Annotated in this window: 23 protein-coding genes; 15 read left to right on the plus strand and 8 right to left on the minus strand. The window is 51.4% G+C overall.

Annotated features, from left to right (window positions below):
• Nucleotides 1-41: 41 nt before the first annotated feature.
• Complete coding sequence (locus HMPREF3192_RS05355; protein ID WP_066306177.1) at nt 42-476, minus strand: arginine repressor; 435 nt, start codon at nt 474-476, stop codon at nt 42-44.
• 344 nt (nt 477-820) lie between these two features.
• Here HMPREF3192_RS05355 and HMPREF3192_RS05360 point away from each other — a divergent pair, with 344 nt between their 5' ends.
• Nucleotides 821-1,027 carry a hypothetical protein gene (locus tag HMPREF3192_RS05360; protein ID WP_156422886.1) on the plus strand — a complete coding sequence of 69 codons (207 nt, stop codon included), beginning with the start codon at nt 821-823 and terminating at the stop codon, nt 1,025-1,027.
• Between the two features lie 128 nt (nt 1,028-1,155).
• Nucleotides 1,156-2,352: a cysteine peptidase family C39 domain-containing protein gene (locus HMPREF3192_RS05365; RefSeq protein WP_066306181.1), complete on the plus strand. Its 1,197-nt coding sequence runs from the start codon at nt 1,156-1,158 to the stop codon at nt 2,350-2,352.
• 2 nt (nt 2,353-2,354) lie between these two features.
• On the opposite strand, the gene HMPREF3192_RS05370 is transcribed toward HMPREF3192_RS05365, so the two are convergent.
• Nucleotides 2,355-4,076, minus strand: coding sequence for a phospho-sugar mutase (locus HMPREF3192_RS05370; RefSeq protein ID WP_066306182.1), 1,722 nt, complete (start codon nt 4,074-4,076; stop codon nt 2,355-2,357).
• Between the two features lie 122 nt (nt 4,077-4,198).
• Here HMPREF3192_RS05370 and rlmKL point away from each other — a divergent pair, with 122 nt between their 5' ends.
• Nucleotides 4,199-6,637, plus strand: a complete 2,439-nt coding sequence (gene rlmKL / locus HMPREF3192_RS05375) for a bifunctional 23S rRNA (guanine(2069)-N(7))-methyltransferase RlmK/23S rRNA (guanine(2445)-N(2))-methyltransferase RlmL (protein WP_066306184.1) — start codon at nt 4,199-4,201, stop codon at nt 6,635-6,637.
• A gap of 336 nt (nt 6,638-6,973) precedes the next feature.
• Here rlmKL and HMPREF3192_RS05380 read toward each other — a convergent pair whose 3' ends face one another.
• Nucleotides 6,974-8,524: a S10 family peptidase gene (locus tag HMPREF3192_RS05380; protein WP_066306191.1), complete on the minus strand. Its 1,551-nt coding sequence runs from the start codon at nt 8,522-8,524 to the stop codon at nt 6,974-6,976.
• Between the two features lie 384 nt (nt 8,525-8,908).
• Here HMPREF3192_RS05380 and HMPREF3192_RS05385 point away from each other — a divergent pair, with 384 nt between their 5' ends.
• Nucleotides 8,909-11,350: a KUP/HAK/KT family potassium transporter gene (locus HMPREF3192_RS05385; protein WP_231723374.1), complete on the plus strand. Its 2,442-nt coding sequence runs from the start codon at nt 8,909-8,911 to the stop codon at nt 11,348-11,350.
• Nucleotides 11,351-11,453: 103 nt separating this feature from the next.
• Here HMPREF3192_RS05385 and HMPREF3192_RS05390 read toward each other — a convergent pair whose 3' ends face one another.
• The 4 genes from HMPREF3192_RS05390 to HMPREF3192_RS05405 form a co-directional block, all read right to left on the minus strand.
• Nucleotides 11,454-11,786 carry an ACT domain-containing protein gene (locus HMPREF3192_RS05390; RefSeq protein ID WP_082715675.1) on the minus strand — a complete coding sequence of 111 codons (333 nt, stop codon included), beginning with the start codon at nt 11,784-11,786 and terminating at the stop codon, nt 11,454-11,456.
• A gap of 90 nt (nt 11,787-11,876) precedes the next feature.
• Complete coding sequence (locus HMPREF3192_RS05395) at nt 11,877-12,686, minus strand: peptidylprolyl isomerase (protein ID WP_231723375.1); 810 nt, start codon at nt 12,684-12,686, stop codon at nt 11,877-11,879.
• Nucleotides 12,670-14,586, minus strand: coding sequence for a subtype A tannase (locus HMPREF3192_RS05400; RefSeq protein WP_331696508.1), 1,917 nt, complete (start codon nt 14,584-14,586; stop codon nt 12,670-12,672). The genes HMPREF3192_RS05395 and HMPREF3192_RS05400 overlap by 17 nt, the downstream gene beginning before the upstream one ends.
• Nucleotides 14,587-14,670: 84 nt before the next feature.
• Complete coding sequence (locus HMPREF3192_RS05405; protein WP_156422888.1) at nt 14,671-15,930, minus strand: PKD domain-containing protein; 1,260 nt, start codon at nt 15,928-15,930, stop codon at nt 14,671-14,673.
• A 384-nt stretch (nt 15,931-16,314) separates the two neighbouring features.
• Here HMPREF3192_RS05405 and HMPREF3192_RS05410 point away from each other — a divergent pair, with 384 nt between their 5' ends.
• Entirely contained in the window at nt 16,315-17,937 is a 1,623-nt protein-coding gene (locus HMPREF3192_RS05410) for an Mbeg1-like protein (RefSeq protein ID WP_066306201.1), read from the plus strand.
• Nucleotides 17,938-18,273: 336 nt separating this feature from the next.
• On the plus strand, nt 18,274-18,453 hold the full coding sequence (locus HMPREF3192_RS05415; RefSeq protein WP_066306203.1) for a Pr6Pr family membrane protein: 180 nt from the start codon (nt 18,274-18,276) through the stop codon (nt 18,451-18,453).
• A gap of 51 nt (nt 18,454-18,504) precedes the next feature.
• Here HMPREF3192_RS05415 and HMPREF3192_RS07185 read toward each other — a convergent pair whose 3' ends face one another.
• Nucleotides 18,505-18,843 carry a DUF7604 domain-containing protein gene (locus tag HMPREF3192_RS07185; protein WP_456236297.1) on the minus strand — a complete coding sequence of 113 codons (339 nt, stop codon included), beginning with the start codon at nt 18,841-18,843 and terminating at the stop codon, nt 18,505-18,507.
• Here HMPREF3192_RS07185 and HMPREF3192_RS05425 point away from each other — a divergent pair.
• From HMPREF3192_RS05425 to HMPREF3192_RS05460, 9 genes are all read left to right on the plus strand, one after another.
• Nucleotides 18,842-19,738 (plus strand): phage minor capsid protein, encoded by an 897-nt coding sequence (locus HMPREF3192_RS05425; protein ID WP_156422890.1) that lies wholly within the window; start codon nt 18,842-18,844, stop codon nt 19,736-19,738. The two genes, HMPREF3192_RS07185 and HMPREF3192_RS05425, sit on opposite strands and share 2 nt — an antisense overlap.
• A 104-nt stretch (nt 19,739-19,842) precedes the next feature.
• Entirely contained in the window at nt 19,843-19,971 is a 129-nt protein-coding gene (locus tag HMPREF3192_RS07050) for a hypothetical protein (RefSeq protein ID WP_269447692.1), read from the plus strand.
• 63 nt (nt 19,972-20,034) lie between these two features.
• Nucleotides 20,035-20,241: a hypothetical protein gene (locus HMPREF3192_RS06840; protein WP_156422891.1), complete on the plus strand. Its 207-nt coding sequence runs from the start codon at nt 20,035-20,037 to the stop codon at nt 20,239-20,241.
• Nucleotides 20,192-20,626, plus strand: coding sequence for an HD domain-containing protein (locus tag HMPREF3192_RS05435; RefSeq protein ID WP_066306212.1), 435 nt, complete (start codon nt 20,192-20,194; stop codon nt 20,624-20,626). The genes HMPREF3192_RS06840 and HMPREF3192_RS05435 overlap by 50 nt, the downstream gene beginning before the upstream one ends.
• Nucleotides 20,627-20,659: 33 nt before the next feature.
• Nucleotides 20,660-20,950, plus strand: coding sequence for a YjcQ family protein (locus HMPREF3192_RS05440; RefSeq protein ID WP_066306214.1), 291 nt, complete (start codon nt 20,660-20,662; stop codon nt 20,948-20,950).
• Between the two features lie 128 nt (nt 20,951-21,078).
• Nucleotides 21,079-21,606, plus strand: coding sequence for a hypothetical protein (locus HMPREF3192_RS05445; RefSeq protein ID WP_066306216.1), 528 nt, complete (start codon nt 21,079-21,081; stop codon nt 21,604-21,606).
• Nucleotides 21,607-21,619: 13 nt separating this feature from the next.
• Nucleotides 21,620-22,432 (plus strand): hypothetical protein, encoded by an 813-nt coding sequence (locus tag HMPREF3192_RS05450; protein ID WP_066306219.1) that lies wholly within the window; start codon nt 21,620-21,622, stop codon nt 22,430-22,432.
• An 18-nt stretch (nt 22,433-22,450) separates the two neighbouring features.
• Entirely contained in the window at nt 22,451-22,783 is a 333-nt protein-coding gene (locus HMPREF3192_RS05455; RefSeq protein ID WP_066306222.1) for a head-tail connector protein, read from the plus strand.
• Nucleotides 22,784-22,786: 3 nt separating this feature from the next.
• The gene (locus HMPREF3192_RS05460; protein WP_066306224.1) at nt 22,787-23,011 is read left to right on the plus strand and encodes a hypothetical protein; all 225 of its coding nucleotides are present in this window, start codon (nt 22,787-22,789) and stop codon (nt 23,009-23,011) included.
• The last annotated feature ends 129 nt before the right edge of the window (nt 23,012-23,140 follow it).

The following is a 23,140-nucleotide window of genomic DNA, read 5'->3' on the forward strand; positions in this document are numbered from 1 at the left end:
TGATACTTCGCGGATCTTATCGGAAACAAACAGTAAACAGCCTACTGACCGTGACGAAGTTTGTTAATCATGACTTCAAAATCTTCACCCGTTTGCACGGCATCAGTCACTACCAAAATGGTGTCATTACCTGCCAGAGATCCGACAACCGTTGGTAGGTCAGCAGCATCAATTGCGGCGGCGATGCCAGGAGCTGTTCCTGGCTGTGCCTTAATCAGAATCTGGTTGCCCACACGACGCACGCTTAACACCAAATCAGAAACCATGCGCTGCAGGTGCAGGTCTTCTGCCAACACATAAATACCCTCGGGAAGCTTGTGCAGACCCATGTCTGCAATATCGCGAGAAACCGTTGCCTGTGTGCAATTAAAACCAGCGTTGGTAAGCTCTTGCACCAGCGCTCGTTGCGTGCGAATTGATTTACCGCGGACAATATCTCTAATAGTATCTTGCCTACTATTGCGTTTTTTAACCATGCTCGACTCCTTGCCAAATACCCTTAAAATATACAGTTTGACAATGACCACTGTTTTATGGTCATTTAGCGTTTTACGCATAAAATCATATCAAAATTGTATGAAATAGCAAAAGGATATTTCTATATATTTTGTATATTATGCTTCATTTAGCATGGAACGTTGCATTTATGAGCAGTTATCGGCGTTTATCGGTATCAAGTAACAGCTTGCGTGAGACAAAATTCCAAATCATTACGACGACCGTTGCAAGTATTTTTACCAGCACATAATACAGGCCTTGCGAATAATCAACGCCGATGGAACCAAACCAGATTTCGCCCCATCACATAATGATGGCGTTAATGTCAAGTCCGATTACCGATAAGATCAACAAAGGTCGCCACAACCCCTACGATCCCAAATTTGATCATTTGCCCAAGAAGACCTTGGCAAAAAGTCTCCGCATCTTTACCGCACACATGCGCGTCGTACACATTCCTATCGTGCGTAGGCTTATCGCATGTACCTCTATAACGCTCGCTTTTCTCGAAGCTTCGGTGCGCTTTTGACCTCTTTTGACCTTTCAGCTGCTTTATTGCCACGTTATACCATACTACAGCTGCGCTTTATAGCATTTAGCGGTATATTATTCATAAACCTTATGCTTTCACGCTTCGCTTCTCAGGTAAGGAGCCCTATGATGCAGCCATTTGAATCGCGAACATCACGTCGTGCCTCACAATCTTCACAAGACGTTTCGTCGCAACAAGCACCAGCACAGGGCGCTTCGCGGGACGCGCCGCAAGGCAGCTTACGCAAGCGCAAACAAATGGGCATTGCGGGCGTCTCCCCCGTGCAGCACCGCCCATTGAGCGCTAAGCGCCCAATGGGCTATTCCTTACGTGGACAAAAACAAGCTACCAGCCATCGTCGTGGTAGAGGACCACGCATGGGTCGCTCGGGCGCAGGTAGTCGCATGGGCGCCCGTATAGGTTCGCGCGCTGGCTTTGGCGGGATTTTATCAACCTGGCGCGGGCGCATGATCGTCTTTTTTGGCAGCATTTTACTCATCATCATTTTGCTCGTGGTAGGCATAACCAGTTGTGTGCGCAGCTGCACTGCCAATAAAAACAAGACCGTACAGGCAACGCAGCAGAAAAAAGAAACTGCGCCAAAGCTTTCGAACGGCTTGCAAAAACGCCTTGATGCGCAGCTCGAAACCAACAAACAGCTTGCGGCGATTGCCAAAAATGCTTCGCATTACGCTAACGAGAAGATCATCGAACTCGCACTTAACGAGCCCGCTGCCACCAGTTTTGTAGCTGCCATTCCAACAGCCGACAAAAAGTCACAAGCCTACAGCGATGCCATTACCAAAGGAGGCGTCCCTGCGCTTTATACCTACGACAAGCGCTGGGGCTTCGTGGATTACGCTGGCATGCCCTTAGGAGTGACGGGATCAGGTCCAACCTGCCTTTCGATGGCTTTTATGGCTTTGACGGGCAGCGCCGAGCAAACACCTGCCACTATTGCAAAGTTTGCGACCGACAATGGTTTTGCTACAGGTGATACCTACACCGATCCAAAGTTATTTACCAGCGAGAAGCTCGCCGATGTAAAACTTTCGGGTCAAGCAAAAGAGACCTCAGCCGACAACATCACCTCTGCACTTAAAAAGGGTGGCTTTGTTATCGGCCTGACCAAAAAGGACAGCCTCAGCGCGCAACCTCACTACCTCATCATCGCCGCAGTCAATGCTGATGGCACGCTGACGGTGTACGATCCTTTGAGCAGCTCAGTGTCTTCTCGCCCGTGGGCAATGTCAACTATTACCAATTCGCTGGAAGGCAGCATCTACGTCATAAAGGCAGCGCAGCAACAAGCGAAGTCGTAACGCTACTTGAGCACGTCTTCCGCAGCCTGACGCAGTGCAGCAAGCGCTGCTTCGGAGGCTTCACGAGTCTCGCCACACGAGAACAGATATGCCTTAATCTTAGGCTCGGTACCCGAGGGGCGGAAGATGAGCTTATTGTTACCCTCAAGCACAAACTCGAGGACGTTGGCCTGCGGCAGGTACTGTGGCGCCTCTTTTTGCAAGCCACCAACACGAGGCATCATAAGACCCTGCGCAAAATCATGCACCTGCAACACCTTGTAACCCGCAAAGCTGTCGGGCGCGTTTTGACGCAACTCTTCCATAATCTGCTGCATACGGTCAGCACCCGCGGCTCCTGGGAAAGCAGCATTGACCACTCCGTTCAGGTAGTAGCCATAGCGATCGTACAGCGCCTCGATAGCCTCGTACAAATCCATGCCCTTCTCGGCATAAGAGGAAGCCATCTCGATGCAAAGCATGGTGGCCACAATGGCATCCTTATCGCGCGCGTGCGTACCCACCAAGTATCCGTAGGACTCCTCAAAGCCCATCAAAAAGCGCTGCTCTTCACCCGCATCTGTCAGCTGATCAATCTGCTCGCCAACATATTTGAAGCCCGTAAGAACGCGGCGCAGCTCAAAGCCCGCATCGGCGGCAAGCGCATCGCACATGCTGCTCGACACGATACTCGTAACGGCAACTTTGGAGCGCACGTCCTTGCCGGACTGCGCGGCCATGCGGGCCAGCCAGTCCATGAGCAACACACCCATTTCGTTGCCCGTGATCAGCTTGTACTCACCCTTATGCGGAACGGCAGCCCCCATGCGGTCGGCGTCAGGATCGGTCGCAACGAGTAGCTGCGGCTTGACCTTCTCGGCAAGCTTGAGGCCCAGCTCAAGTGCCTCACGAAACTCGGGATTGGGATACGGACAGGTCGGAAAATTACCATCGGGATATGCCTGCTCGGGCACCACAGTGACGTCGGTGACGCCAATTTCGGCCAGAATGCGCTTCACACACTCGATGCCTGTGCCGTTGAGCGGTGTGTACACCACTTTGTAGCCAGGCGCTGCCTTAAAGCCGGGAATCGAAACCTTCATGACCGCCTTAATGAAGTCGTCGAGCACGTACTCGGGCGTCCATTCGATAAGACCTTGCGTTAGAGCCTCGTCAAAGTCCATGCAGAGAATACCGTCAAACATGTCGGTTTTTGCGATAGAAGCACTGATTTCGTCGGCCGCCTCGTTGGCAATTTGTCCACCATGGTTGTTGTAGAGCTTGTAACCGTTGTATTTAGCGGGGTTATGACTGGCGGTCAATACGATGCCAGCCGAAGTTTGGAGCCTGCGCACGGCAAACGAAATCGCAGGGACGGGCTCAATGCGCGGATAGACGTAAACTCTAATGCCATTTGCTGCCAAAACGCCAGCTGCGACCCGCTGAAAATCTTCTCCTTTATTACGAGAATCGCGTCCGAGCGCCACGGTGGGATTGTCGTAATGCGCGTTTAAATAGTTGGCAACGCCCTGGGTAGCGCGCGCAACAACATGCACATTCATGCGGTTGGTGCCAACGCCAAGTGTGCCACGCAGACCCGCCGTACCAAAGGCCAGATCCTTATAAAAAGCGTCGTACAACTCGTCGGAATCATCCGCTCTGAGCTGCTGGAGCTCGTCTAATAAATCCTTGTCAGTCACGTTTTTTGACCAAAGCTCAACAGTTGGTGCAATACGTTGATCCATGTGAATACTCCTCATCGCAAGTGGCGTAGCATTTTTGCGCATGTTACTTGTGTATGGTGCTTATTATGCATGTTGTACAATGTAAGCATATATTATAGCTGCTACGGGCGAAAGGTGACCCGATGGAATGTATTGCAACCTGTCCAAAAGGTTTTGAGAAACTCTTGGCGCTCGAGCTCAAAGAGCTTCACTGCACACAAATTCGACCCCTGACAGGTCAGGTGAGCTTTGGAGCCGAGCTTGCGGATGCTTATCGAGCATGCATGTGGTCTCGCCTTGCTTCGCGTGTTTTGGTTATGCTTGCTCGTGTGGGTGCAGCGAATGCAGATGAGCTGTATCAGCAGATTTTTGACATCTCATGGGAAACCCATATTCCTGTTGATGCGAGCATTGCTGTACAGGCGCATGGCACCAATGCAGAGCTGCGCAATACGCAGTTTATTGCGCTGCGCACAAAGGACGCTATTGTAGACCGCATGCTTGCTAAAAGGGCGGTGCGCATTACCACCAATCCTTCCGATCCTGACATACGCCTTGTAGTACGCCTGCATAACAACACAGCAATGGTCGGACTTGATATATCGGGCGAACCCCTCTTTAAACGTGGCTATGAACTGCAGGACACTCGTCGACGCAATAAACTTGGCTTTTTGCGTCCCGACTATGCGTGCGCGCTGCTTGCACAAGCGGGTTGGATCGATGCATGTCAGTCTGCCACGTCAGACGATACAGTCCCCTCGCTTGTCGTACTCTATCCTGGCGAAGGTACGCTTGTGTGTGAAGCAACAAGTATTGCGCTGGGACGAGCGGCTGGATTACTTCACGCGCGCTGGGGCTTTGACAAGTGGCTTTTGCATGATCAAGCCTGCTGGAAGCGCATCTACAATGACGCTCAACAACGGGCGCAACGGGTGCAGCAGACTACTGAGCAGCCGCAGCAAGCCACTCAACAGACCGCTCCAAACAAACAGTTCAGCATCATGGCGATCGATACCCGAGAGGGTTGGCAAACCTCCGTTCGTCACATGCTGCGCTCAGCTGGCATGTTTTATGAACCCACGCTCATGTCTGCCGAGAACTTCAAAGAAATGACCGAGGTAACAACAGCGGCGCCAGCAGCAACAACAAGCTCAACAGCAGCCGTCTCAACACTCCCCCAGCAACGCCTTGCTGATCAAAGCATCTGCGTGGCAGACCTTTCCTTTTTACAAAATGCTAAACCTGCTGTTGAGGCTACTATGCTCAGCGAGTTTCGTGCACTCGTACCGCAGCTAAGCACTGCACGCACGCTTGGTATTATCGACCCCACCAACACCACAAGTGATATATTGCAGGTGCAGCCTCTGAGCACAATCAATATTTTGTTGGGTCAGACGCCATCGGTGCTAAGCTGCTACAACCCTGCTGACATACAGTTGCACGTCCCCCACATCACCTATAAAGACGGGCAACAGCTCCCCGTTTTTATGCAAAATTCTGAGCAATTTGCAGCACGTCTTGCAAAAAATTACAGACTCCGCAAAAAGTGGGCTTCTCGCGAACTTATTTCTTGCTACCGCGTGTATGATGCTGATCTACCCGATTACGCTGCAGCAATCGATTTATACGAAACGCTTCCCCAGCAACCTCGCCGTGGTATAGGATCGTCCAAGCATCCCAACAGTCGCGCCTCCAGCCGTCCTTCGGCCCGTCCAAACAATCAGCCTGAACGCTGGGCTGTTATCGCCGAGTATGCCGCGCCAAAAATGATTAATCCAGCGCATGCTTGGCAACGTCTGTTGGATATGCTCACTATTACGGCGCGCATTTGTGACATCCAGCCCGAACATATTTTTGTGAAGACTCGCATGCGTTCAAAGGGTGGCTCTCAGTATGCACAAACAGCGGGCACACAAGGTGCGGGCGCGCGTGGTGCACGCCCAATCACTCGCCTGGTTGACGAGAATGGCCTGCTTTTTGAAGTAAACTTTGATGCGGCGCTCGACACAGGGCTCTTTTTGGACCACCGCGACACACGCAACATGCTTCGTGAGCTCGCAAAAAAGGTTCCTTACAACGGCTACTTCTGCAATCTGTTTTCCTACACGGGTAGCGCGAGCTGCTACGTAGCGGACGGCGGTGTCACCAACACCGTGACCGTCGATATGTCCAAAACGTATCTCGACTGGGCACAACGCAACATGCGCTGCAACGGTTTTGCGGACGAGAGTCACAAATTTGTGCAGGCAGATGTCCTTAAATGGGTTGATGAGCAGCGACACAGCCCCAACCGCTATCACCTTATTTTTTGCGATGTCCCGACCTTTTCCAACAGCGCGCGCATGCGAAAGCGCGGCTGGGACGTGCAGCGCGACCACGCTGAACTGCTCATTTCTTTATCAAGAATGCTTGCGAAAGACGGTGTGTGCGTTTTTTCGTGCAACTTGCGCAGCTTTAAGCTTGACGAGAAGGCCCTGCAAAAAACAGGCGTTTCCGTCGAAGATATAAGTTCAAACACCATACCAGAGGATTTTAAGCGCAACCCAAAGATCCATCGTTGCTTTTTGGTTCGTCGAGCTTAGCCGCAGAGCTCTTCACAAAACCTAATTGCAAAGCTTAGTATGCTTTTTGGTTCTTCTCGGCTTCATCCTTCTCGACCTAGCTCTTCTCAATGAGGAGATTGATTGCCTCTTTAAACCAATCCCAAAAGCTTGGATATTCAGCACGTTGTTCCCATCCAGGATCTGCAAAGTCGTGAATGATCTCTACGCTGCCTCTTCGCTGTATTAAGTTCTTCCATGGTATATGTTCCGCCAGAATCACAAAAGGCACCCTTTCGTGTTAGAAGGGGTGCCTTTAAAACTTTATGTTTAGCTAGCTCTTGCGACGGAGAAAGCAGTAGCTATACCCGCTGACCTTTACGCCTGCTTTGCGTAAAATGCCTTGAGGTCGTCATACATGGCAATAAGCGTTGGCACGTCAACATAGGCCATGTGACCGCAGTTGTACAGATGCCACTCAATATTGGCCTTAATCTCATCCGAGAAGAACTGTGCGCTCATGTCATGCACCACATTCCAATAGGTGGTTGCCGCATCATAGCGTCCACCCAAAATAGCAAGCTTGGTGCGAGGGCTACGACGCAGCGCCGCAGCAATGTCAAAGCTCACGTTAGGAGCGCCGACCTTCTCTTCCGTACCTGCTGCCTGATGGTTCCAATCCCAGTTGACACCAATCGTGCCATAATTGCTGCCCAGGTAGCGACTAGGTGCCACATAGCCGAGCTTATCGCGCAGGAAGTGCAAAAAGGCAACATTCCAAGTGGCATCAACCGCATCGATGGACGCGTCTTCGCTGGCCAAAAACTCACTGGAACTTTGTGCGGGATGATACGCATCCGAAGAAAAGCGCGTGTCCAGACGACCCGCAATCTTTCCTTCGGCTTCAAGCAACTTGGCGCGGAAGGTCTCGAGGCTAATGCGCAGGTGCGAAGCGGCAATAAACTCCGCAGGAAGCCCAACGAACTCCGAAAGCTGGCCTGCAACCTCACGCTCCTTCTTAGCAGATAAACGATCGCCCTTCAAAAGCGCGGGCGCCAAAACATCATCTGCAAAGTCCATGGCCTTATCGAACCAGGTCTTCTCGTCAAACTCGGTACCTGCCTTTCCAAAGAACTGTGCGGTCGCCGCATAGGTCGGCATCATGCCCAGGTAGTACAAGTCGTTGCCCGGAAGCGTTTGCACCCAGTCAAAAATGGCCGAAAGCATGATCACGCCGCTGACATACACGCCCTGCTCGCCCAACAGGCGCATGAGGGCGGCGTTACGGATGGTGCCGTAGGACTCGCCAAACAAATACACGGGACTGTCCCAGCGATTATTCTTCTCGAGCCAGTCCTGAATTGCGCGCGAGAAGGCCGATGCGTCGCCATCAATACCAAAGATTTTCTTGGGATCGGCGCCTTCCGCCAGCGTTGACCAGCCCGTACCAGGCGCGTCCAAAAAGACGAGGTCCGTTTGCTGCAACAAGGTGTAAGGATTGTCCTCGATTTCGGGACGAGACAGGTGCTTCACGCCATCGGTTTTGCAGCGAATCGGACCAATGCCGCCGATGTTGACAGGCACAGACGCAGAGCCAGGGCCGCCGTTAAAAGCAAAGGTTACGGGGCGCTGGGCGTCGGCTGCTCCATCGTTGGTAACGACATAACCAATCGAGAACATCTGGGCAAGAAGGGCACCAGTATCTTCACGTACGTCCAAATGGCCTGCCGTGGCCGTGTAGTTGAGGGTTTTTCCGTTGTTTGACCAGGTCAGCCGCGCTGATGCGGAAGCGGGAACCGCGGGACGCGGATCAGCAGCAACCGTACGGAACTCGTCGGGTTTGGCGGGGGCTGCGGCGGGTGTGGCAGCGGCGGGCGTAGCTGGCGCAACCTGACCAGTAGCATTTTGATCGTTCGTGATATCTGACATGCCTTACTCCTTCGTCTTAAAAGCTCGTGCAATAAAAAACTCGCGATAACTTGATAGCTTGTGGCAGTTCGAGATAGCTCGCGATAACTCACGATAGCTCGCAATATAGCGGTGCTCGATATGTTGGTATTGTGCAAAGCTTATGATGCTCGTGGCGCGTTTGTTACAGCTATAGCGCACGTGCCTGTAAAGGCGTATGCTACTTTAGCAACAAACCTACCAACACTTACCTGCGTATGCCTTTACTGTACCCCTCATTAACAGTTGAAAGTCGCAGATGTTCAACTACAATGAGAATCTATAAACCATCGGCCACGTAGACGCAAGCGCAGGTACGACCACAGGCAAACCCGCAGATCACAACATTGGAGTAATGGAGCAATCGTGCAAGCTAACGCAAGCGCTTCCGCGAAGAAGCGTAAATCAACGTCGATTCCCTTATCGGCAGCAATGGTATTAGTAACCCTCGGCATTGTGTACGGTGATATCGGTACCAGCCCCATGTATACCCTCAAGGCTATTATGGCTGGTAATGGTGGTCTTTCGACCATGTCCGAGAATACCGTCTTGGGTGCGCTTTCGCTTATTATTTGGACGCTTACCCTCATTACTACGGTGAAGTACGTCCTCATTGCCATGCGTGCCGATAACCACAACGAAGGTGGTATTTTTGCCCTGTACAGCCTGGTCAAGCGCAACGCAAAATGGCTGATCATCCCCGCCATGCTTGGTGGTGCGGCACTGTTAGCAGATGGTATTTTGACCCCTGCCGTTACCGTCACAACCGCTATTGAAGGCTTGCGTACAATTGAACCCATCTACAACATCATCGGTGACAAGCAGTCGATTGTCGTGACTATCACCATCGCTATTCTCTGCGGCCTTTTTGTAATGCAACGTGCGGGTACCTCGACCATCGGTAAGGCCTTTGGACCCGTCATGACGCTGTGGTTCTGTTATTTGGGCATTACGGGCCTCGTTAATCTGACGGGCAACATTATGATTCTTCGTGCCCTCAACCCTATTCGTGGCATCGTCTTTTTGTTTGATGGCTCGATTAACCACGCGGGGCTCATGGTACTGGGAAATGTCTTTTTGTGTACCACGGGTGCGGAGGCACTGTATTCCGACATGGGTCATGTTGGTAAGGCCAATATTTATGTCAGTTGGCCGTTTGTCAAACTCTGTTTGATTTTGAATTACCTTGGTCAGGGTGCATGGATTTTGTTGCATCGCAACAACGAGGCACTCATGAGCATCCCCGACCTTAATCCCTTCTTCCAGATGCTTCCCGAGCAGCTGCGTGCCTTTGCTGTTATTTTGTCTACCTTTGCCGCCATTATTGCTTCTCAGGCGCTTATTACGGGTTCGTACTCCATCGTTTCTGAGGCCATTCGTCTTGACCTTATGCCCCACCTCAAGATCAGCTATCCTTCCGAGACCAAGGGCCAACTATACATTCCTCTGGTCAACAACATTATGTGGGCTGGCTGCATTGGCGTCGTGCTTTTGTTCCAAAGCTCCAGCCACATGGAAGCGGCGTATGGCCTTGCCATTACGGTGACCATGCTCATGACCACCGTCCTTCTCTTCACCTATTTAAGCAAAAATATGCGCCAGGCGCCCTTTGCCTTCGTGTTTATCCTGGTATTTGGCGCAATTGAGCTGATGTTTTTCCTTTCGAGCTTGACGAAGTTTTTCCACGGCGGCTACGTGACCGTCCTGATGGGCTTGGCTTTGTTTATTGTCATGTACGTGTGGCGTCGCGGAACGGCAGTCGAGGGTACGCAAACGGTCTTTTTGCCTGTCAACAAGTATCTTGATCAGATTCAGGGTCTTATCAACGACAAAAGCTATCCGGTGATTGCCGATAATCTCGTCTTCTTGACGAACGATTCCTCGTTTGACAAGCTCGATCGCGACATTTTGTACTCTATTTTGGATAAGCGCCCCAAGCGTGCACGCGCGTACTACTTCTTGAACGTGAAGGTAACGGACGAGCCGTACACGCGCGAATTTATCGTCAATGACTTTAATACCGACTTTTTGTTTAAGGTGCAGATTCGCCTAGGATTTAGGGTAAACCAGCGCATCAACACCTACCTGTATCAGATTGTCGAGGAACTCATGAGCTCGGGGCAGCTTGCGCCGCAGATGCCAAAGTATTCGATTTACCGCGAGCGCTCGAAAGTTGGCGACTTCCGTTTTTGCTTGCTTCGTAAAGTGGTTTCGCCACAGACGGATATTTCGGGCTTTGACCAGCACGTTGTTACCCTGAAGTACTTTATCCGCCGTTTGTGCGGCTCCCCCGCTCGTTGGTATGGTCTTGAGAATAGCAGCTTGTTCTTTGAGTATGTGCCGCTGTTCTCGACCATTAAGCGCGAGCATAAGCTGACGAGAAAACCGCTCGTGGTGCCACGGGTGAAGCCTGTACACGTCACTGCTCATAGCACTGGTGTGGTTGCAGGTGTTGGTGCGGGAGTCGGCGTCGGTGCCGCTTCGGGTCATCCAAGCGTGACGGGTGGCGTTGCTTGCGGCGGTGTTGGCACTGGACGCAACGCTGATGCGCAAGTGGGCATTCATGCCAACGATGATAGCAATGACGACATCTTTACCGCTGCTATGCAAGAGGAGCGCAATAAGAACGTCGCGCAAGCAACCGACGAGCTTGTCGGTGGAGACACCGCCAGTTTTGCTCCCTTAGTGTTGGATGATGATTCTGATAGTGATGATTCCGACTCAGATTCTGATGACGGCAGCAACGACAGCGGCAGCAACGATAGCACTGGCGATGACAGCTCCAGCAGCTCTGAAGGTCATGCTTAAAGCCTCATTTCTCATCGTGGCAGGTAGCGCCGAGTAAGCGTAAAATAAAGCCCGAGCTTCGCGCCCGGGCTTTTTACTTGCTTGGATATCACAGCTTTCTGCACTAGAGGCGATACATGAATTTAAAAACATCCTCACGCTGCATTGTGATCTGCAAATCAAGCTTGGTTGCAAGCTCTGAAAGCTGCTTCTGCGTATCAGAAAAATCGTTCGTGGCACAAGCAAGATCTACGAGCATCGTCATAGTAAAAATTCCCTGCAAAATAGTCTGAGAAATGTCGAGAATATTGACGTTTTGACTGGCTAACACGCCAGAAACAGCAGAAACAATACCCGAGCGATCTGCACCAAGTACGGTGATAATAGCGCGTTCGCTTGCTGCTTCGTCGGTCTTCTCGGAAGGGGTGTTGACAGTACATGAATTCATTTCGGACATGCGACTACCTTTCATTGCATGTGGGCTTGATGTGGGCTTGATGTGGGCTTGATGTGGGTGTTGCGTAGAATAATTTCGCCTGATGGGCGCCTAATCGCTGATGGTGATGCTCGTGATTTTTGGCTGGTCCTTTGGAGCAACCGTGCCGTTATTATCCTGCACGGGCGTGTTTTTACACAGGACGTCGACGATTTCCATGCCCTTGGTCACGCTACCAAACGCAGCATAATGACCATCAAGATCGTCGTTGTCTTTTTGCATGATAAAGAACTGCGAGCTCGCAGAATCGAACTCATTCGAGCGGGCCATCGAAATGGTGCCGCGCTTGTGTTGCAAGGGATTAACGACGCCATTCTCGACAAATTCACCTTTGATAGTTTGGGTAGAGCCACCCGTGCCATCGCCCTTCGGGTCTCCACCCTGCATCATAAAGCCATTGATGATGCGGTGGAAGGTCAAGCCATTGTAGAAGCCCGCCTTCGCGAGGTGGCAAAAATTCGAAACGCTGATGGGGGCTTTGTCGGCATACAGTTCGAGCTGAATCTCTCCCTGACCAGCAACTTGTATTGTTGCGTGATGCGTACCCTTGGCATAGACATCATCGGCAGCTGGTGTGTACTGCCCCGACTGGCCTTGGGTTGCGTTTTGAGAAGCGCTGGAGCTTGATGAGCCCGCAGCGCCCGACTTGCTGGTGTCACCTGATTTTGACGCAGGCGCGGCCGAGCAGGCGCACAAAAAGATAATGGCGATAACGGCGGCAATGCTCATGAGCCACAACAATGCGTCAAGAGCGGAATGCGACTCGTGCGCGGACGCGGCACAAACCGCGGGCGACTCGTGCGAAGCGAGCGCGGTGGCCGTTGCGGTGCGTGCGGTGTTGCTGTTATTGTTTACATTCATTGCTAACCCATTCGATAAAAGCTTGTACAGGCTCGACGCCTGGTTGATTCATGCTTAGGCCCTCGTTCCATACGGGAGTAAGCACCGCCGACTTCACGCCATCGTAGGCTTGCAGCGCAGCCAACAGATTGGCCTCGTGCGTAAACGAGACATTTGCCTGTGCCAAACCCGTTTGAATATTCCAATAGTGCGCCACCGATGCCTTGCCAAAGCCGGCATATTTGCCCGTCAGATAGTACAGAGGATCGCTCATGTGTAGACGGAAAATAACGTTCTTTTTCTGCCCATCTTTAAGCTCCAGGTCATCCTTCCACGCCTTGATAAGCGCAGGATCCCAGCCTTGCTTTTTGGCGTAGGCATCCTGATGCGTCGTCATGCAGCTGAGCGTCGGCCCATCAAAATGCAGGGCGTCCTTCTCGAGCGTGCCAAACAGCTGGTTAAAGTATGACTTGCCCGAAAGCGAATCGTAGGCAGCCACGTCATCGACCGCGGGACGCATATGGGCGATAAAGGCACCGATGCTGGTAATCTTGGCATGATTCGTGCGCTCGTTAAAAGTAATCCAGCGATAATCCGCATTAAGCGCCTTGATGTAATCCTCGCGCGTGGCGTACGAAACTGGCGGGGTCTTCTCGGCAGGATCTTTTGTGGTTGCACGCGCGATTGCCTCAGCCTCGTGAGGGTTGAGGTTTCCATCGCCAGGGAACATGCCCGCGCCCAGCGTCGGTTGGGCGGGTGTGTACGGAAACGTGACGGTCGATAAGAAACTAGAAGCTGCATCTTCGAGCAGCTTAAGCAAATAGCGATAATAGCTTCCATCAACGTAGAGGCCACCCATCGTGTTTTCCAGCGTAAGGGGCTCTTTGTTAGCGGTCAGCTTGAGACTATTAAGATGCTCAGCATAGGCGCGTGACAGATCATACGATAATGACGAGGTCCACAACTTCGCGTCGCGGGTCTTATCGTTAGCGTACTGGCCGCAATACCACTCGAAGGCGGCGTTGCCACCTTCGCACGCCAGCGAAGGCGACCACGCGCGGACGGCATAAATACTGTCGGACAAGTTGTGTCCTTGTGCATCGTAAGCGGCAGCGCCAATATCGGACAGGTAAGGCTCGTATTCTGGCGCATTGCCCGTGGCGCCCAAAATACAAGCCAGTGCACCCGAGGAACCCACGCCAAAAGGAATGATCTTCTCTAAATCGCCTGGTAGAGCCTCTGCGTTGTAGCGCAAATAGCGGATAGCTGCCTTGATGTCGACAGCACCCCAGGGAATGCCTCCCGCAAATGAGGTATTCCTCTCGCTATCGTAGCCGTTGTTGCGCCCGCGAAAGCCAGCGTAAACGTAGATAAACCCGGCGCTCAAATACGGCTTCAAGCCCTCGTAGGAGTAGGCCGTCGGTGCATTTTGACCCGTAAAGAAGATGGGGTTAAGGGGCATGACGACGGGCGCCGTCTTGGGGGTGAAATTCCCCACCTGCGCTTTTTCGTTAATGGTACAGCTGTAAGTTTTACCATGGGCCTTACCCGTAAAGAAGGGGCCTGGCACATAGATGGCAAGGCGTCCATACATTTTGGTTGCAGGCGTTAGGCAGTAGGTTAGAGCATTTTGCCACCACACGTCATTGACCTGGTCGTAGTTCCACGCATCCATGGCGATCGCCAAGTCTTTGTATTTATTTAGGTCGCGGGTGTCTGTGGGCTTTTTGGGATCGGTGGGGCGAGGCGCTGTCCAACGGGTACATCCTGCGCATGCCGCCAGCGCTGTGAGGGCACTTGCAGATGCCAGTGATACAAAGCTTCTTCTGGATACCTTCGGTGTTTCTTGTGGTACTCCGTTTGGTACTCGCTGCGACACTTCGCTTGGTGCTCCCTGTGGTACTCCCCTTGGTACTCGCATATCTTACAACTCCTACCAGTTCACGTGAACGTTCGTATTTTTTCACGCTCCGCGGTGCTATGCGGGCTATTCCCGCTCGCACTATCAGCTCACATGAACGTTCGTGCTCTTTATCCACGAATTGCCCTGCTGGTCAATGACTTCCACATACAGCGTATAGGTTCCCGCCTTTTGTGGTGTGAAGCTCCCCACACGCTCGATGGTCTTCTCGGCAGAAGACGCAGAACCCCACTCGCCACGCTGCCAGCTTCCATTACGAGACCAAATATAGTTGTAGCGCAAGCCAGAAAAATCACCATGCATGACAGCTGAATAATACAGTGTTTGCCCCACTTTTGCCTGCAGGGGCGCGTGAACTGCGACAAAACTCCAGGGGCTATAGACTGTGAGCGTTGCTTGACGGGTCGTGGTGGCGCCGCTTTTTTCGGTCATCGAAACATATACCGTGTAGCGGCCCGCTTTTTGTGGCGTAAAGCTGCTTTTTTGAGCAAACGTCGTCGGCGACCACGACTTAGGCTCGTTCTCGTACGACCATGCATAGCTATAGCGAACGCCATCGGCGTTGCCCCTAATCCGTGGCGCGAATTGCACCGTTTGTCCTACATACGCAACTGACGGTGCGTTCACGCCTGCAAGTTGCAGCTTAGTCGAATTACGCAGGTAATCAAGGCATTTTTGCTTCTCGTAGCGATAACGGTTTTGCCACCCATTCCAGTACTGTGGTTGTTTGGAATAGCGAGCAGCGACGTTGGCTACCACGGTATCGCACAGGCGAGTGACAATTTCTTCGTCGCTCATAGTGTTGGTAATACCCGACTTAAGAATAAACCAATTGGCGCCGTAATACTTCCCGCGCTGCACATAGTCGTATCCGCCACCTGCGCCAAAAAGATTGGACATGCCCCACAACAAGCCCTTGATGCAATCGGGACGATTATCGAGGTTAATACCAAAGTGGCGCATGCTTTTACGAATGCCAACAACGCCATCGTAGTACGAATAATAGGCCCAGCAATTTTGTAATTGCGAGAATTCCGTGGGGTCAGCTCTAAATGCTGCATGCCACGCTGAATTTAAATCATTACCAAGCGCCGTAAAGCCATTTTTTGTGTGCGTGGGACCACTGCTAAAGTTCCAGTTGTACTTCGTACCTAAGCTAGCCAGCGCCCAATACTTCGAAGGATTGTAGGTATATACCGACTTTAAAAAATTGCCCAAGTCGTGGTGTCTGTCAAATTGAAAAAATCCCAAGGCATTGTAGCCGTCGCCATACGAAAGCCCCTGATCATAATTCAGGTTGCTTTCGTACTTGCAAAAGTACAGCATCTCCTCCGAAAGGGACATAGGATACAAGTTTATTCCCCGTTTTTGCAACGTGGTGCGCGCATGTGCAGCGGTGGGTTGCACAGGCAGACATATACACAGCGCCCCCAGTACAAAAAGCATGGTCAGACTTAGTATGAACGCGATACGTTTGCGCGATGTACTCGAAGGACGCGATGCACGCGAACGGTGAAGCATATCGTGTACCCCTTTACGGTTAAGCTTTATTTCTAGGCACATCCGAGGCAATTCCGCACTGCTGGGCCGGCCACCAACGGCGGCGCAAGCCTTGAGCGGTCAGCAAGCTTCTCAATAATTCCAGCAACGAAATAACCTCGTTCGTAATGTATAATTTTACCATGAACAAGCCTTATAGCGTCCACTATGTTTTTAAAAAGGATGGATATGAACATAACTACCGAGAAGACCGCGCCACTCGATGACGCGCCCGCTGGCGAGAAGACCGACGGGCCAGCGGCCGCGCCAGCAACGCAAGCCGCCGCAACTCCCGCCGCAGCAACCACAACCATAGCGCCCGCAACTAACATCATGGGCTACCTCGACTGGCTTGGTGACGTGAGTTTTGCTGGAATGCCCTTTAACGAGATCGATGCTCTTATTTTTGCTCAGCTCTCCTACCTTGACTTACGCGGGTACGTGCCACAGGGACATCCAAGCACAGGCGATAGCCTGGCACAGGTCGCCCAACGCTTTTTTGAACGCCATACGAAAGCCGAGATCTACGAAGCCAACGGTCTTACCTCCCACCTGACGCCATTTTTGCTCCAAAAAGCGGCACAGACCAGCCGTTTTAAGGATGTGCGCGTGGGGTTTTATCGACAAAAACATAACAGACACAAACGCGAGCAGTTTGGCGCCGTGAGTTTTTTTTGTGATGATAACCAGACTTGCTACCTCGCATTTCGCGGAACGGACGCAAACCTTTTTGGCTGGCAAGAAGACCTGAACATGAGTTTCGAGACCATTCCCGCACAAAAGGATGCGCTAAGCTATCTTTCGTTTGTAGCGGCGCGTACCAAGATGTCCCTGCAGCTTGGTGGGCATTCAAAGGGCGGCAACCTAGCTGCCTATTGCGCAGCCTCAGTCGACAAGCAGCTGCAAAAGCGCATAGCTAGGGTGTGGTGCTTCGACTCGCCTGGGTTTCTCGACGAGGTATTGCCGCATGATACATTGCAGCGCATTGCGCAGAAGACCCGCCTGTTTGCGCCGCCGTTTTGCTTTGTGAGCAGCCTTATGCACCATGCGGTGCCCATCCGCTACATACAAGTGCAGGACGGCACGCCCGTCAATGCGCAACACGACGCTCTGAGCTGGTCGGTTTTGGGCTCGCGCTTTGTGCGTGCCAAGCAACCCATCGCAGGTGTGCTCGAGCTTGGTGCCTCTATGACCCGTATTATGTGCGAGCGCTCGATGACGGAACGCCGTCAATTTTCGAAGCTTTTGTTTGACTGCCTACAAGCTTCGGGCTGCACAACCTTAAATGAGCTCGCGGGCGCCAATGGCATGCAGCTGCGCAAAATTTTTGAAGCGATCGCGCAGCTCGAGGGCCCCGAAAAAGCCTTGCTCCACGAGTTCGTCCGCTCTTTTATTGGGCAGTTTAGGCAGCACGCGCTGACGCCGCTTCAGCAAGCCGTTGCGCACGCGGTGCAAAACATTGGCCTGCCCTCAGCCGATTACAAAAGCCTGTTGCACAATGGGCTGCCCCCCACCATCGACGAGATGCATGAATATGCCGCGCGCCAACAACGTGCTCAAGCTGCAGAAATTCCCGCGAAGTTGGCCGCTGCTGCTATACCACGTGGCGTTGCCGAGAAGATCTTCGGCTCGGCGAGCGCGCCTAGCTCGACGAGCTCGTCTAGCTCGCCGACAGGTGCATTGGCAGATGCATCCGATGTGTCCGAAGACAGCGCTGGATCGAATGCTGGATCAATGAGCTATTTTGAAGCGCCTTCCAACAGCTTGCCCGAAGACGGCTCCAACTCCAGCAGCAGCAAATCAAACTCCTAGATTACAGCTTAGTTTCGGAGTGCATGATAAGTGAATGAAGATTCACCGCGCGGTCGAGCAATGCACTGGCATACCTTTCATCATAAGGTGAATGGTCGTTCACCTTTGCGTCATTTCCTCGTGAGAAAGGACTTGTATGCAGGCAAACACGCAACAGCGCACAAATACCAGCGCGACAACTACGGCGGACCTATCCTCAGCTGCAGCGAGCGCTGCGACCACGCAGAATTTCTCGGCAGACGCGGCGAGCGGAGCGGCTTCTCGGCAGACATTAAAACACACAACAGAGCTGCGCTGTTCCGCGGGATTCTGTTTATCTGAAGCAGCATTACGCTGATGTTTTTGGTGTATGCGCTGCTGCTTGCACCCACGGTTTCGCCCGCGTCGTTTTGGACTATCAACAACCTTTCTATCCACTACGTCATCCCCTCGACCACGATTGTGGACCGGTTTGTCTTTGATAGGCGCGGCGCTTACAAACCCTACGACATTTTGATTTGGACGATATTCCCGTAGAGTTATCTTGCCTTCGCGCTTGAACGAAATGTCCTTAAAATAGGCGTTACCTTACAGGTCATTACCCGCGGTATCGATGACATTGTCCTTATCGTCAACAAGCTCAAACATAAACATGTTGGGCGACAACAGCATGTTATACAGCGTTACACGGGCGCTTGCTTTGCCCTTGTTGACAGGCTTGAAGTAGACTTGCACAACGGATTTGGGATAGTAGAAAGTCTCACCCAGACTTTGCCCACCTTGCATCACATATTTTGCCTGCACCGAGGCGGAATCAATGTCATGAAAACCAGGGCGACCCGACGAGGTGGAATGCGAAGGATCGTAGTCGGTGTTGGGGTCTCCACGATCGGGATAGACTTCATCTGCGGCGAGCCAGCGCTTAATGGTGCCCGTGTTGGTGTGTTCGTCAAAGAAGGCGACACAAAAGCAGCGCGCTTATGAGCGCGAAGTGCGCAAATACAAGCGCAGAATCGCTACAGGGCAAGCTCAAGACTTAGACATGATGGCAGATCGCCAAAGACTCGGGCACACTCAAGCGCTTCTGCGTGAGCATTGCCGAGAGAATAACCTCACGCGCAACTATGAGCGAGAGCGTGCTTATGGCGTGGCTAAGCAGCCCCGAGGGCTGGGTAGATTTGATTTTAAGAACGACAGAGCGCTTCGTGCTCAAGAGTCTGAAAATTCAATTAAGCACAAGAGAAAATCTGCTCCCAAAGACTTAATCGCGAAAACAACAGTAAACCCTGATCTCATTAACTCTAAAAAGTTCGCTGCTAAGTTTAAAAAGATCAACGAGAACAAACAAACTCGCAAAGAGCTGCTAAGGCACGCAAAGATCATGCTCATCACAAACTCTGGGACCCTGCAAGAAGGCATGGCGTTTATTGATACAAGAAACGGCGAAACCTTCTGGTCGGTAAAGTCTAGCGGGACAGACGCACACGTAGAAGCTCCACTAGAGGCTATTAAAGAGATTAGAGCAAGGAACGAACAAGCAGGTGAAAAAGTGGTGGTTGCTCTTCACACACATCCTCGTGGGTATCCTCCTTCAGCTGAAGACTTTGTAGCATGTGCTCGAAAAGAGTACAAGGCGGGATATGTCGCTGGCAGTAATGGAAGCGTCTATGAATACACCGCAAGCGGTGAGTTTATTACTTCACGGTTGATATCAGACAAATTTTTAAAGCAAAACCCTACTAATAACGATGCTGGTGGTATCATGATAAATACGATTAAGAGCTTATCTAAGGACTACGATATATCATGCGGAAGACTTTAGTTTTCCCTCCTAAAGGTACATATCACCCATCTCAAGGACTCAATTGTCTCTATAAGGGTGTCCCCCTGAGTGAGGTAGTTCGTCTCGATCGAGAAATCTATGAGATGTCGAAAGCTCAAATTCCTGAACCCTACTATCTTACCTATGAGGTTAACGAGGGCGATGAACTCTATGACTATCCTACACACGTTACCCCTAAAGAACGAGAGCATCTCGAGAAGCACGGATGGTAACCGATAGATGACTTTCGCACTATCGCCGCACAAAGTAGAAGAAGTTGAAAAATGAAATATTACATGAATGAAGACCGTCTTATTTTGGCAAAAAAAATTGACAGTCTTATTTATCGCTACGATTGGATAGACAAAAAGTGGGTGCCAGCACAGCATCTCTACGCCGATATTGTTTTATGCCACGATTGGTACGACGAAGCCACCGAGGAAGAGGTCAAAGATGCTATCGCAAATCGAACTGAGCCTATCTATAGCTATAGAAGCTCATAAAAACCAAGTAGATAAAGCGGGCATGCCCTATGTTGAGCATCCCAAACGAGTAAGCGCGGCGTGCAAAACCGATACACAAAAAGTAGCGGCGCTTCTGCACGATGTTTTGGAAGACACTTCTACCACTGCACAGGATTTATTGGCACAAGGTGTTGATGCGCATGTTGTTGAGATTGTGCAACTCCTTACTCGTCCTCAAGGCGTTTCATATATGAACTACATCAAAGCCTTAGCAAAAGATCCTGACGCACGTGCCATAAAAATGGCTGATCTGACTGATAACATGAATTTGGAGCGTCTTGAAAACGTGACAAAGGAAGACCTGCAACGCACGAAAAAATATCAAAAGGCATATCGGTATTTAGAGTCTCTGGATGAAGGATAGATCTGTATAGATGACTTTCGCACTATCTACCGCATGCTTAAAACCTTACAAAAAGCAACGGATTACGACGAAGGAGCAGACCCTGACTCGCTAAGCGCACAAGCGCTCGGCATCTCTTCCAATCGTCTTAAGGCTTTATGGCACATGCTTTCTCAAGAAGGCTATGTAGAGTGCGTCGATGTTGGAAGCTTCCAAAATGGAGGGCTGACATGGTCCAAAAGAAGAACCATCACCATTAAAGGGCTTGAGTACTTATGCGAAAACTCCTTAATGAAAAAAGCCGCTCTTGCAGAAAAAGGAATCGTGGCGGAGCTTTATTGCTAAAATAGCCTAAACCATACTGCATATAACCAAGCTATGCCCTCCTGCGTGGAGGGCATTTTTTTAGCGTTACCGCACGTATAGCCTTGTATGCGACAAGAGATTTAACTCTTAGCAACAAGGAGGATTAGATGGCAAACGCTTCTGGCGAGGAAGTACTTTCCCAAGACACCAAAGCTGCCGAGGAAACCATTTCCCAAGACCCAAAAACTGACGAGAAGCTCCACGACGAGGAAACACATTCCCAAGATGCCGAGGACAAAGACGTCAAAAACATGATTAACCGTCACAAGTATGAGCGAGACATCGCAAATCGCGACAAGACGATCCAAGAACTCAAAGCCAAGCTCGAAGAAAGCACAAGCTCGCAAACCGAGTTTGAAGAGCTCCAAGAAGAGTTCAAAGCACTGCAGACAAGCCTTGAGACCGAAAAAGCCAACGCAAAGCTTACAAGTGCTGGGTGCGTAGACATGGAGCTTGGACGCCTTGCGCTGGACGCTTATGACGGAGATATCGACAAGCTCAAAGCAGCAAAGCCATACCTTTTTGAAAAAGCAAAAACCACATCCACGGGAGGCACGTCGGCTGGAGCTATCTCGAACAAAGAAGCACTTGAAGAGATTGCTCGCAAGGCTGCAGGGCTTCCCCCTAAAAAGTAAGGAGTAACACGCTATGGCTAACACCATCAACAAGTACCCCGAGGTATTTGCAAAGACCTTGGACGAGGTCTTAACCACCTCGTCATTCGCAGCTCGCTACTCTGATGCAGCGGCAGAGTTTGTGAACGCAAAAACCGTAAACGTCCCCGACATCTCGTTTTCCTCTGATGCTGTCAATGACTACGACGGCTTCAAGACCACAAACGACGTGACGCTAAGCTACACCTCCTACACCTTGGACCACGACAAGCAGGCATCGTTTAACATTGACGCGGTACAGGACATCGACACTGCTTCTGTGCTTTCTACACAGGCTGCCTCAGAGTATCAGCGCACCGTGTTTATCCCTGCGGTGGATAAGGACTTCTTCAAAGTGGCAGCTGCTAAGGCTAAAACTACCGCTACCGAAGCTTTGACCAAAGAAAACATCAAGCAGCAGATCCGCAAGGCTCGCTCGCAGTTTACCGAGGCAGGACTTGTCGGTGGAGATCTCTACATGAGCTCCACAGCGCTTGCGTGCCTTGAGGACGCTGTAGAGCGCCAGTTCTCCAACGACACCAACATCACCGACACCGTAGGCTCCTATGACGGCTTTACCGTCTTCGAGGTACCGCAGGCACTTCTCGGTGAAAACGTCGACTTTATCGTCGTGAGCGGCGGTAACAAGACGCTTCGCTACATTGTGAAGCGTGCTGTGGCTTATTTGTTCGCACCTGGCACGCACCCCAATGGTGACTGCTGGCTTTCGCAGTTCCGCTGGGTGTACGGCACCATCGTGAAGAAGAACAAGCAAGCTGGCATCTACGTCAACAAGCACAACGGCTAAATCAAAGGGCGCAACACGATGGCTCCTAAGCTGACATACGACGTCTACAAACAGACACACAGCCGTCTTGGTGAGGAAGACTTCAACGTCTTCCTCCCTGCCGCCTATGCTCGTCTTGTTGCTATTACAGGACAAGATATCGAGCCTTGCTGGCACGACAAGTGGCTAGCCGCTCTGGGCGCTTTGTGTGAGCACATCGCAGGAGTAGATGGCGCTCACACAGGCATTAAGTCTCAAAGCGTCGGCGCTACTTCTGTGACCTACACCGACGCAGAAGCCTCAAAAAGCGACATTGATGTAGTCGAGCCTTGGCCTTATGGCACAGGGCTTTTGTACTGCGGATTGGCTTAGATTATGTGGGAGCTGGCACATGACACACTCACTCTTTGGCACGCTACGGGCACGGCTAAAAAGGCTTTGTGGTCACGCAGAACCATTAACAACGCGCGCATCGAACTTACAAGCGCTGCCAATACTTCAGAGCGAATATCAAGCGCCTCTGCTCGTCTTTTCAAGGTCTTTATCTTTAGGGAGCTTGTTATTCGCCCAGGGGACTTTATCGCACAGGGCAAGCACTAAAGGCGCAAATTACACAAGGCAGCACCACGGCGCAAGGCTGGATTAAAAACGAAACAGGCTGGTGGTACAAACACCAAGACGGAAGCTATCCTGCCGATAAGTGGGAAAAGATTAACGGCAAGTGGTACT

The organism is Atopobium deltae (genome assembly GCF_001552785.1).
Lineage (GTDB): Bacteria > Actinomycetota > Coriobacteriia > Coriobacteriales > Atopobiaceae > Atopobium > Atopobium deltae.

Excerpts from the sequence above, each read along its gene's own strand:
- HMPREF3192_RS05355 (WP_066306177.1), bottom strand. The coding sequence starts at position 476 with ATGGTTAAAAAACGCAATAGTAGGCAAGATACTATTAGAGATATTGTC.
- HMPREF3192_RS05360 (WP_156422886.1), top strand. The coding sequence starts at position 821 with ATGTCAAGTCCGATTACCGATAAGATCAACAAAGGTCGCCACAACCCC.
- HMPREF3192_RS05365 (WP_066306181.1), top strand. The coding sequence starts at position 1,156 with ATGATGCAGCCATTTGAATCGCGAACATCACGTCGTGCCTCACAATCT.
- HMPREF3192_RS05370 (WP_066306182.1), bottom strand. The coding sequence starts at position 4,076 with ATGGATCAACGTATTGCACCAACTGTTGAGCTTTGGTCAAAAAACGTG.
- rlmKL (WP_066306184.1), top strand. The coding sequence starts at position 4,199 with ATGGAATGTATTGCAACCTGTCCAAAAGGTTTTGAGAAACTCTTGGCG.
- HMPREF3192_RS05380 (WP_066306191.1), bottom strand. The coding sequence starts at position 8,524 with ATGTCAGATATCACGAACGATCAAAATGCTACTGGTCAGGTTGCGCCA.
- HMPREF3192_RS05390 (WP_082715675.1), bottom strand. The coding sequence starts at position 11,786 with ATGTCCGAAATGAATTCATGTACTGTCAACACCCCTTCCGAGAAGACC.
- HMPREF3192_RS05395 (WP_231723375.1), bottom strand. The coding sequence starts at position 12,686 with ATGAATGTAAACAATAACAGCAACACCGCACGCACCGCAACGGCCACC.
- HMPREF3192_RS05400 (WP_331696508.1), bottom strand. The coding sequence starts at position 14,586 with ATGCGAGTACCAAGGGGAGTACCACAGGGAGCACCAAGCGAAGTGTCG.
- HMPREF3192_RS05405 (WP_156422888.1), bottom strand. The coding sequence starts at position 15,930 with ATGTCCCTTTCGGAGGAGATGCTGTACTTTTGCAAGTACGAAAGCAAC.
- HMPREF3192_RS05410 (WP_066306201.1), top strand. The coding sequence starts at position 16,315 with ATGAACATAACTACCGAGAAGACCGCGCCACTCGATGACGCGCCCGCT.
- HMPREF3192_RS05415 (WP_066306203.1), top strand. The coding sequence starts at position 18,274 with ATGTTTTTGGTGTATGCGCTGCTGCTTGCACCCACGGTTTCGCCCGCG.
- HMPREF3192_RS05425 (WP_156422890.1), top strand. The coding sequence starts at position 18,842 with ATGGTGCCCGTGTTGGTGTGTTCGTCAAAGAAGGCGACACAAAAGCAG.
- HMPREF3192_RS07050 (WP_269447692.1), top strand. The coding sequence starts at position 19,843 with ATGTCGAAAGCTCAAATTCCTGAACCCTACTATCTTACCTATGAGGTT.
- HMPREF3192_RS06840 (WP_156422891.1), top strand. The coding sequence starts at position 20,035 with ATGAATGAAGACCGTCTTATTTTGGCAAAAAAAATTGACAGTCTTATT.
- HMPREF3192_RS05435 (WP_066306212.1), top strand. The coding sequence starts at position 20,192 with ATGCTATCGCAAATCGAACTGAGCCTATCTATAGCTATAGAAGCTCAT.
- HMPREF3192_RS05440 (WP_066306214.1), top strand. The coding sequence starts at position 20,660 with ATGCTTAAAACCTTACAAAAAGCAACGGATTACGACGAAGGAGCAGAC.
- HMPREF3192_RS05445 (WP_066306216.1), top strand. The coding sequence starts at position 21,079 with ATGGCAAACGCTTCTGGCGAGGAAGTACTTTCCCAAGACACCAAAGCT.
- HMPREF3192_RS05450 (WP_066306219.1), top strand. The coding sequence starts at position 21,620 with ATGGCTAACACCATCAACAAGTACCCCGAGGTATTTGCAAAGACCTTG.
- HMPREF3192_RS05455 (WP_066306222.1), top strand. The coding sequence starts at position 22,451 with ATGGCTCCTAAGCTGACATACGACGTCTACAAACAGACACACAGCCGT.
- HMPREF3192_RS05460 (WP_066306224.1), top strand. The coding sequence starts at position 22,787 with ATGTGGGAGCTGGCACATGACACACTCACTCTTTGGCACGCTACGGGC.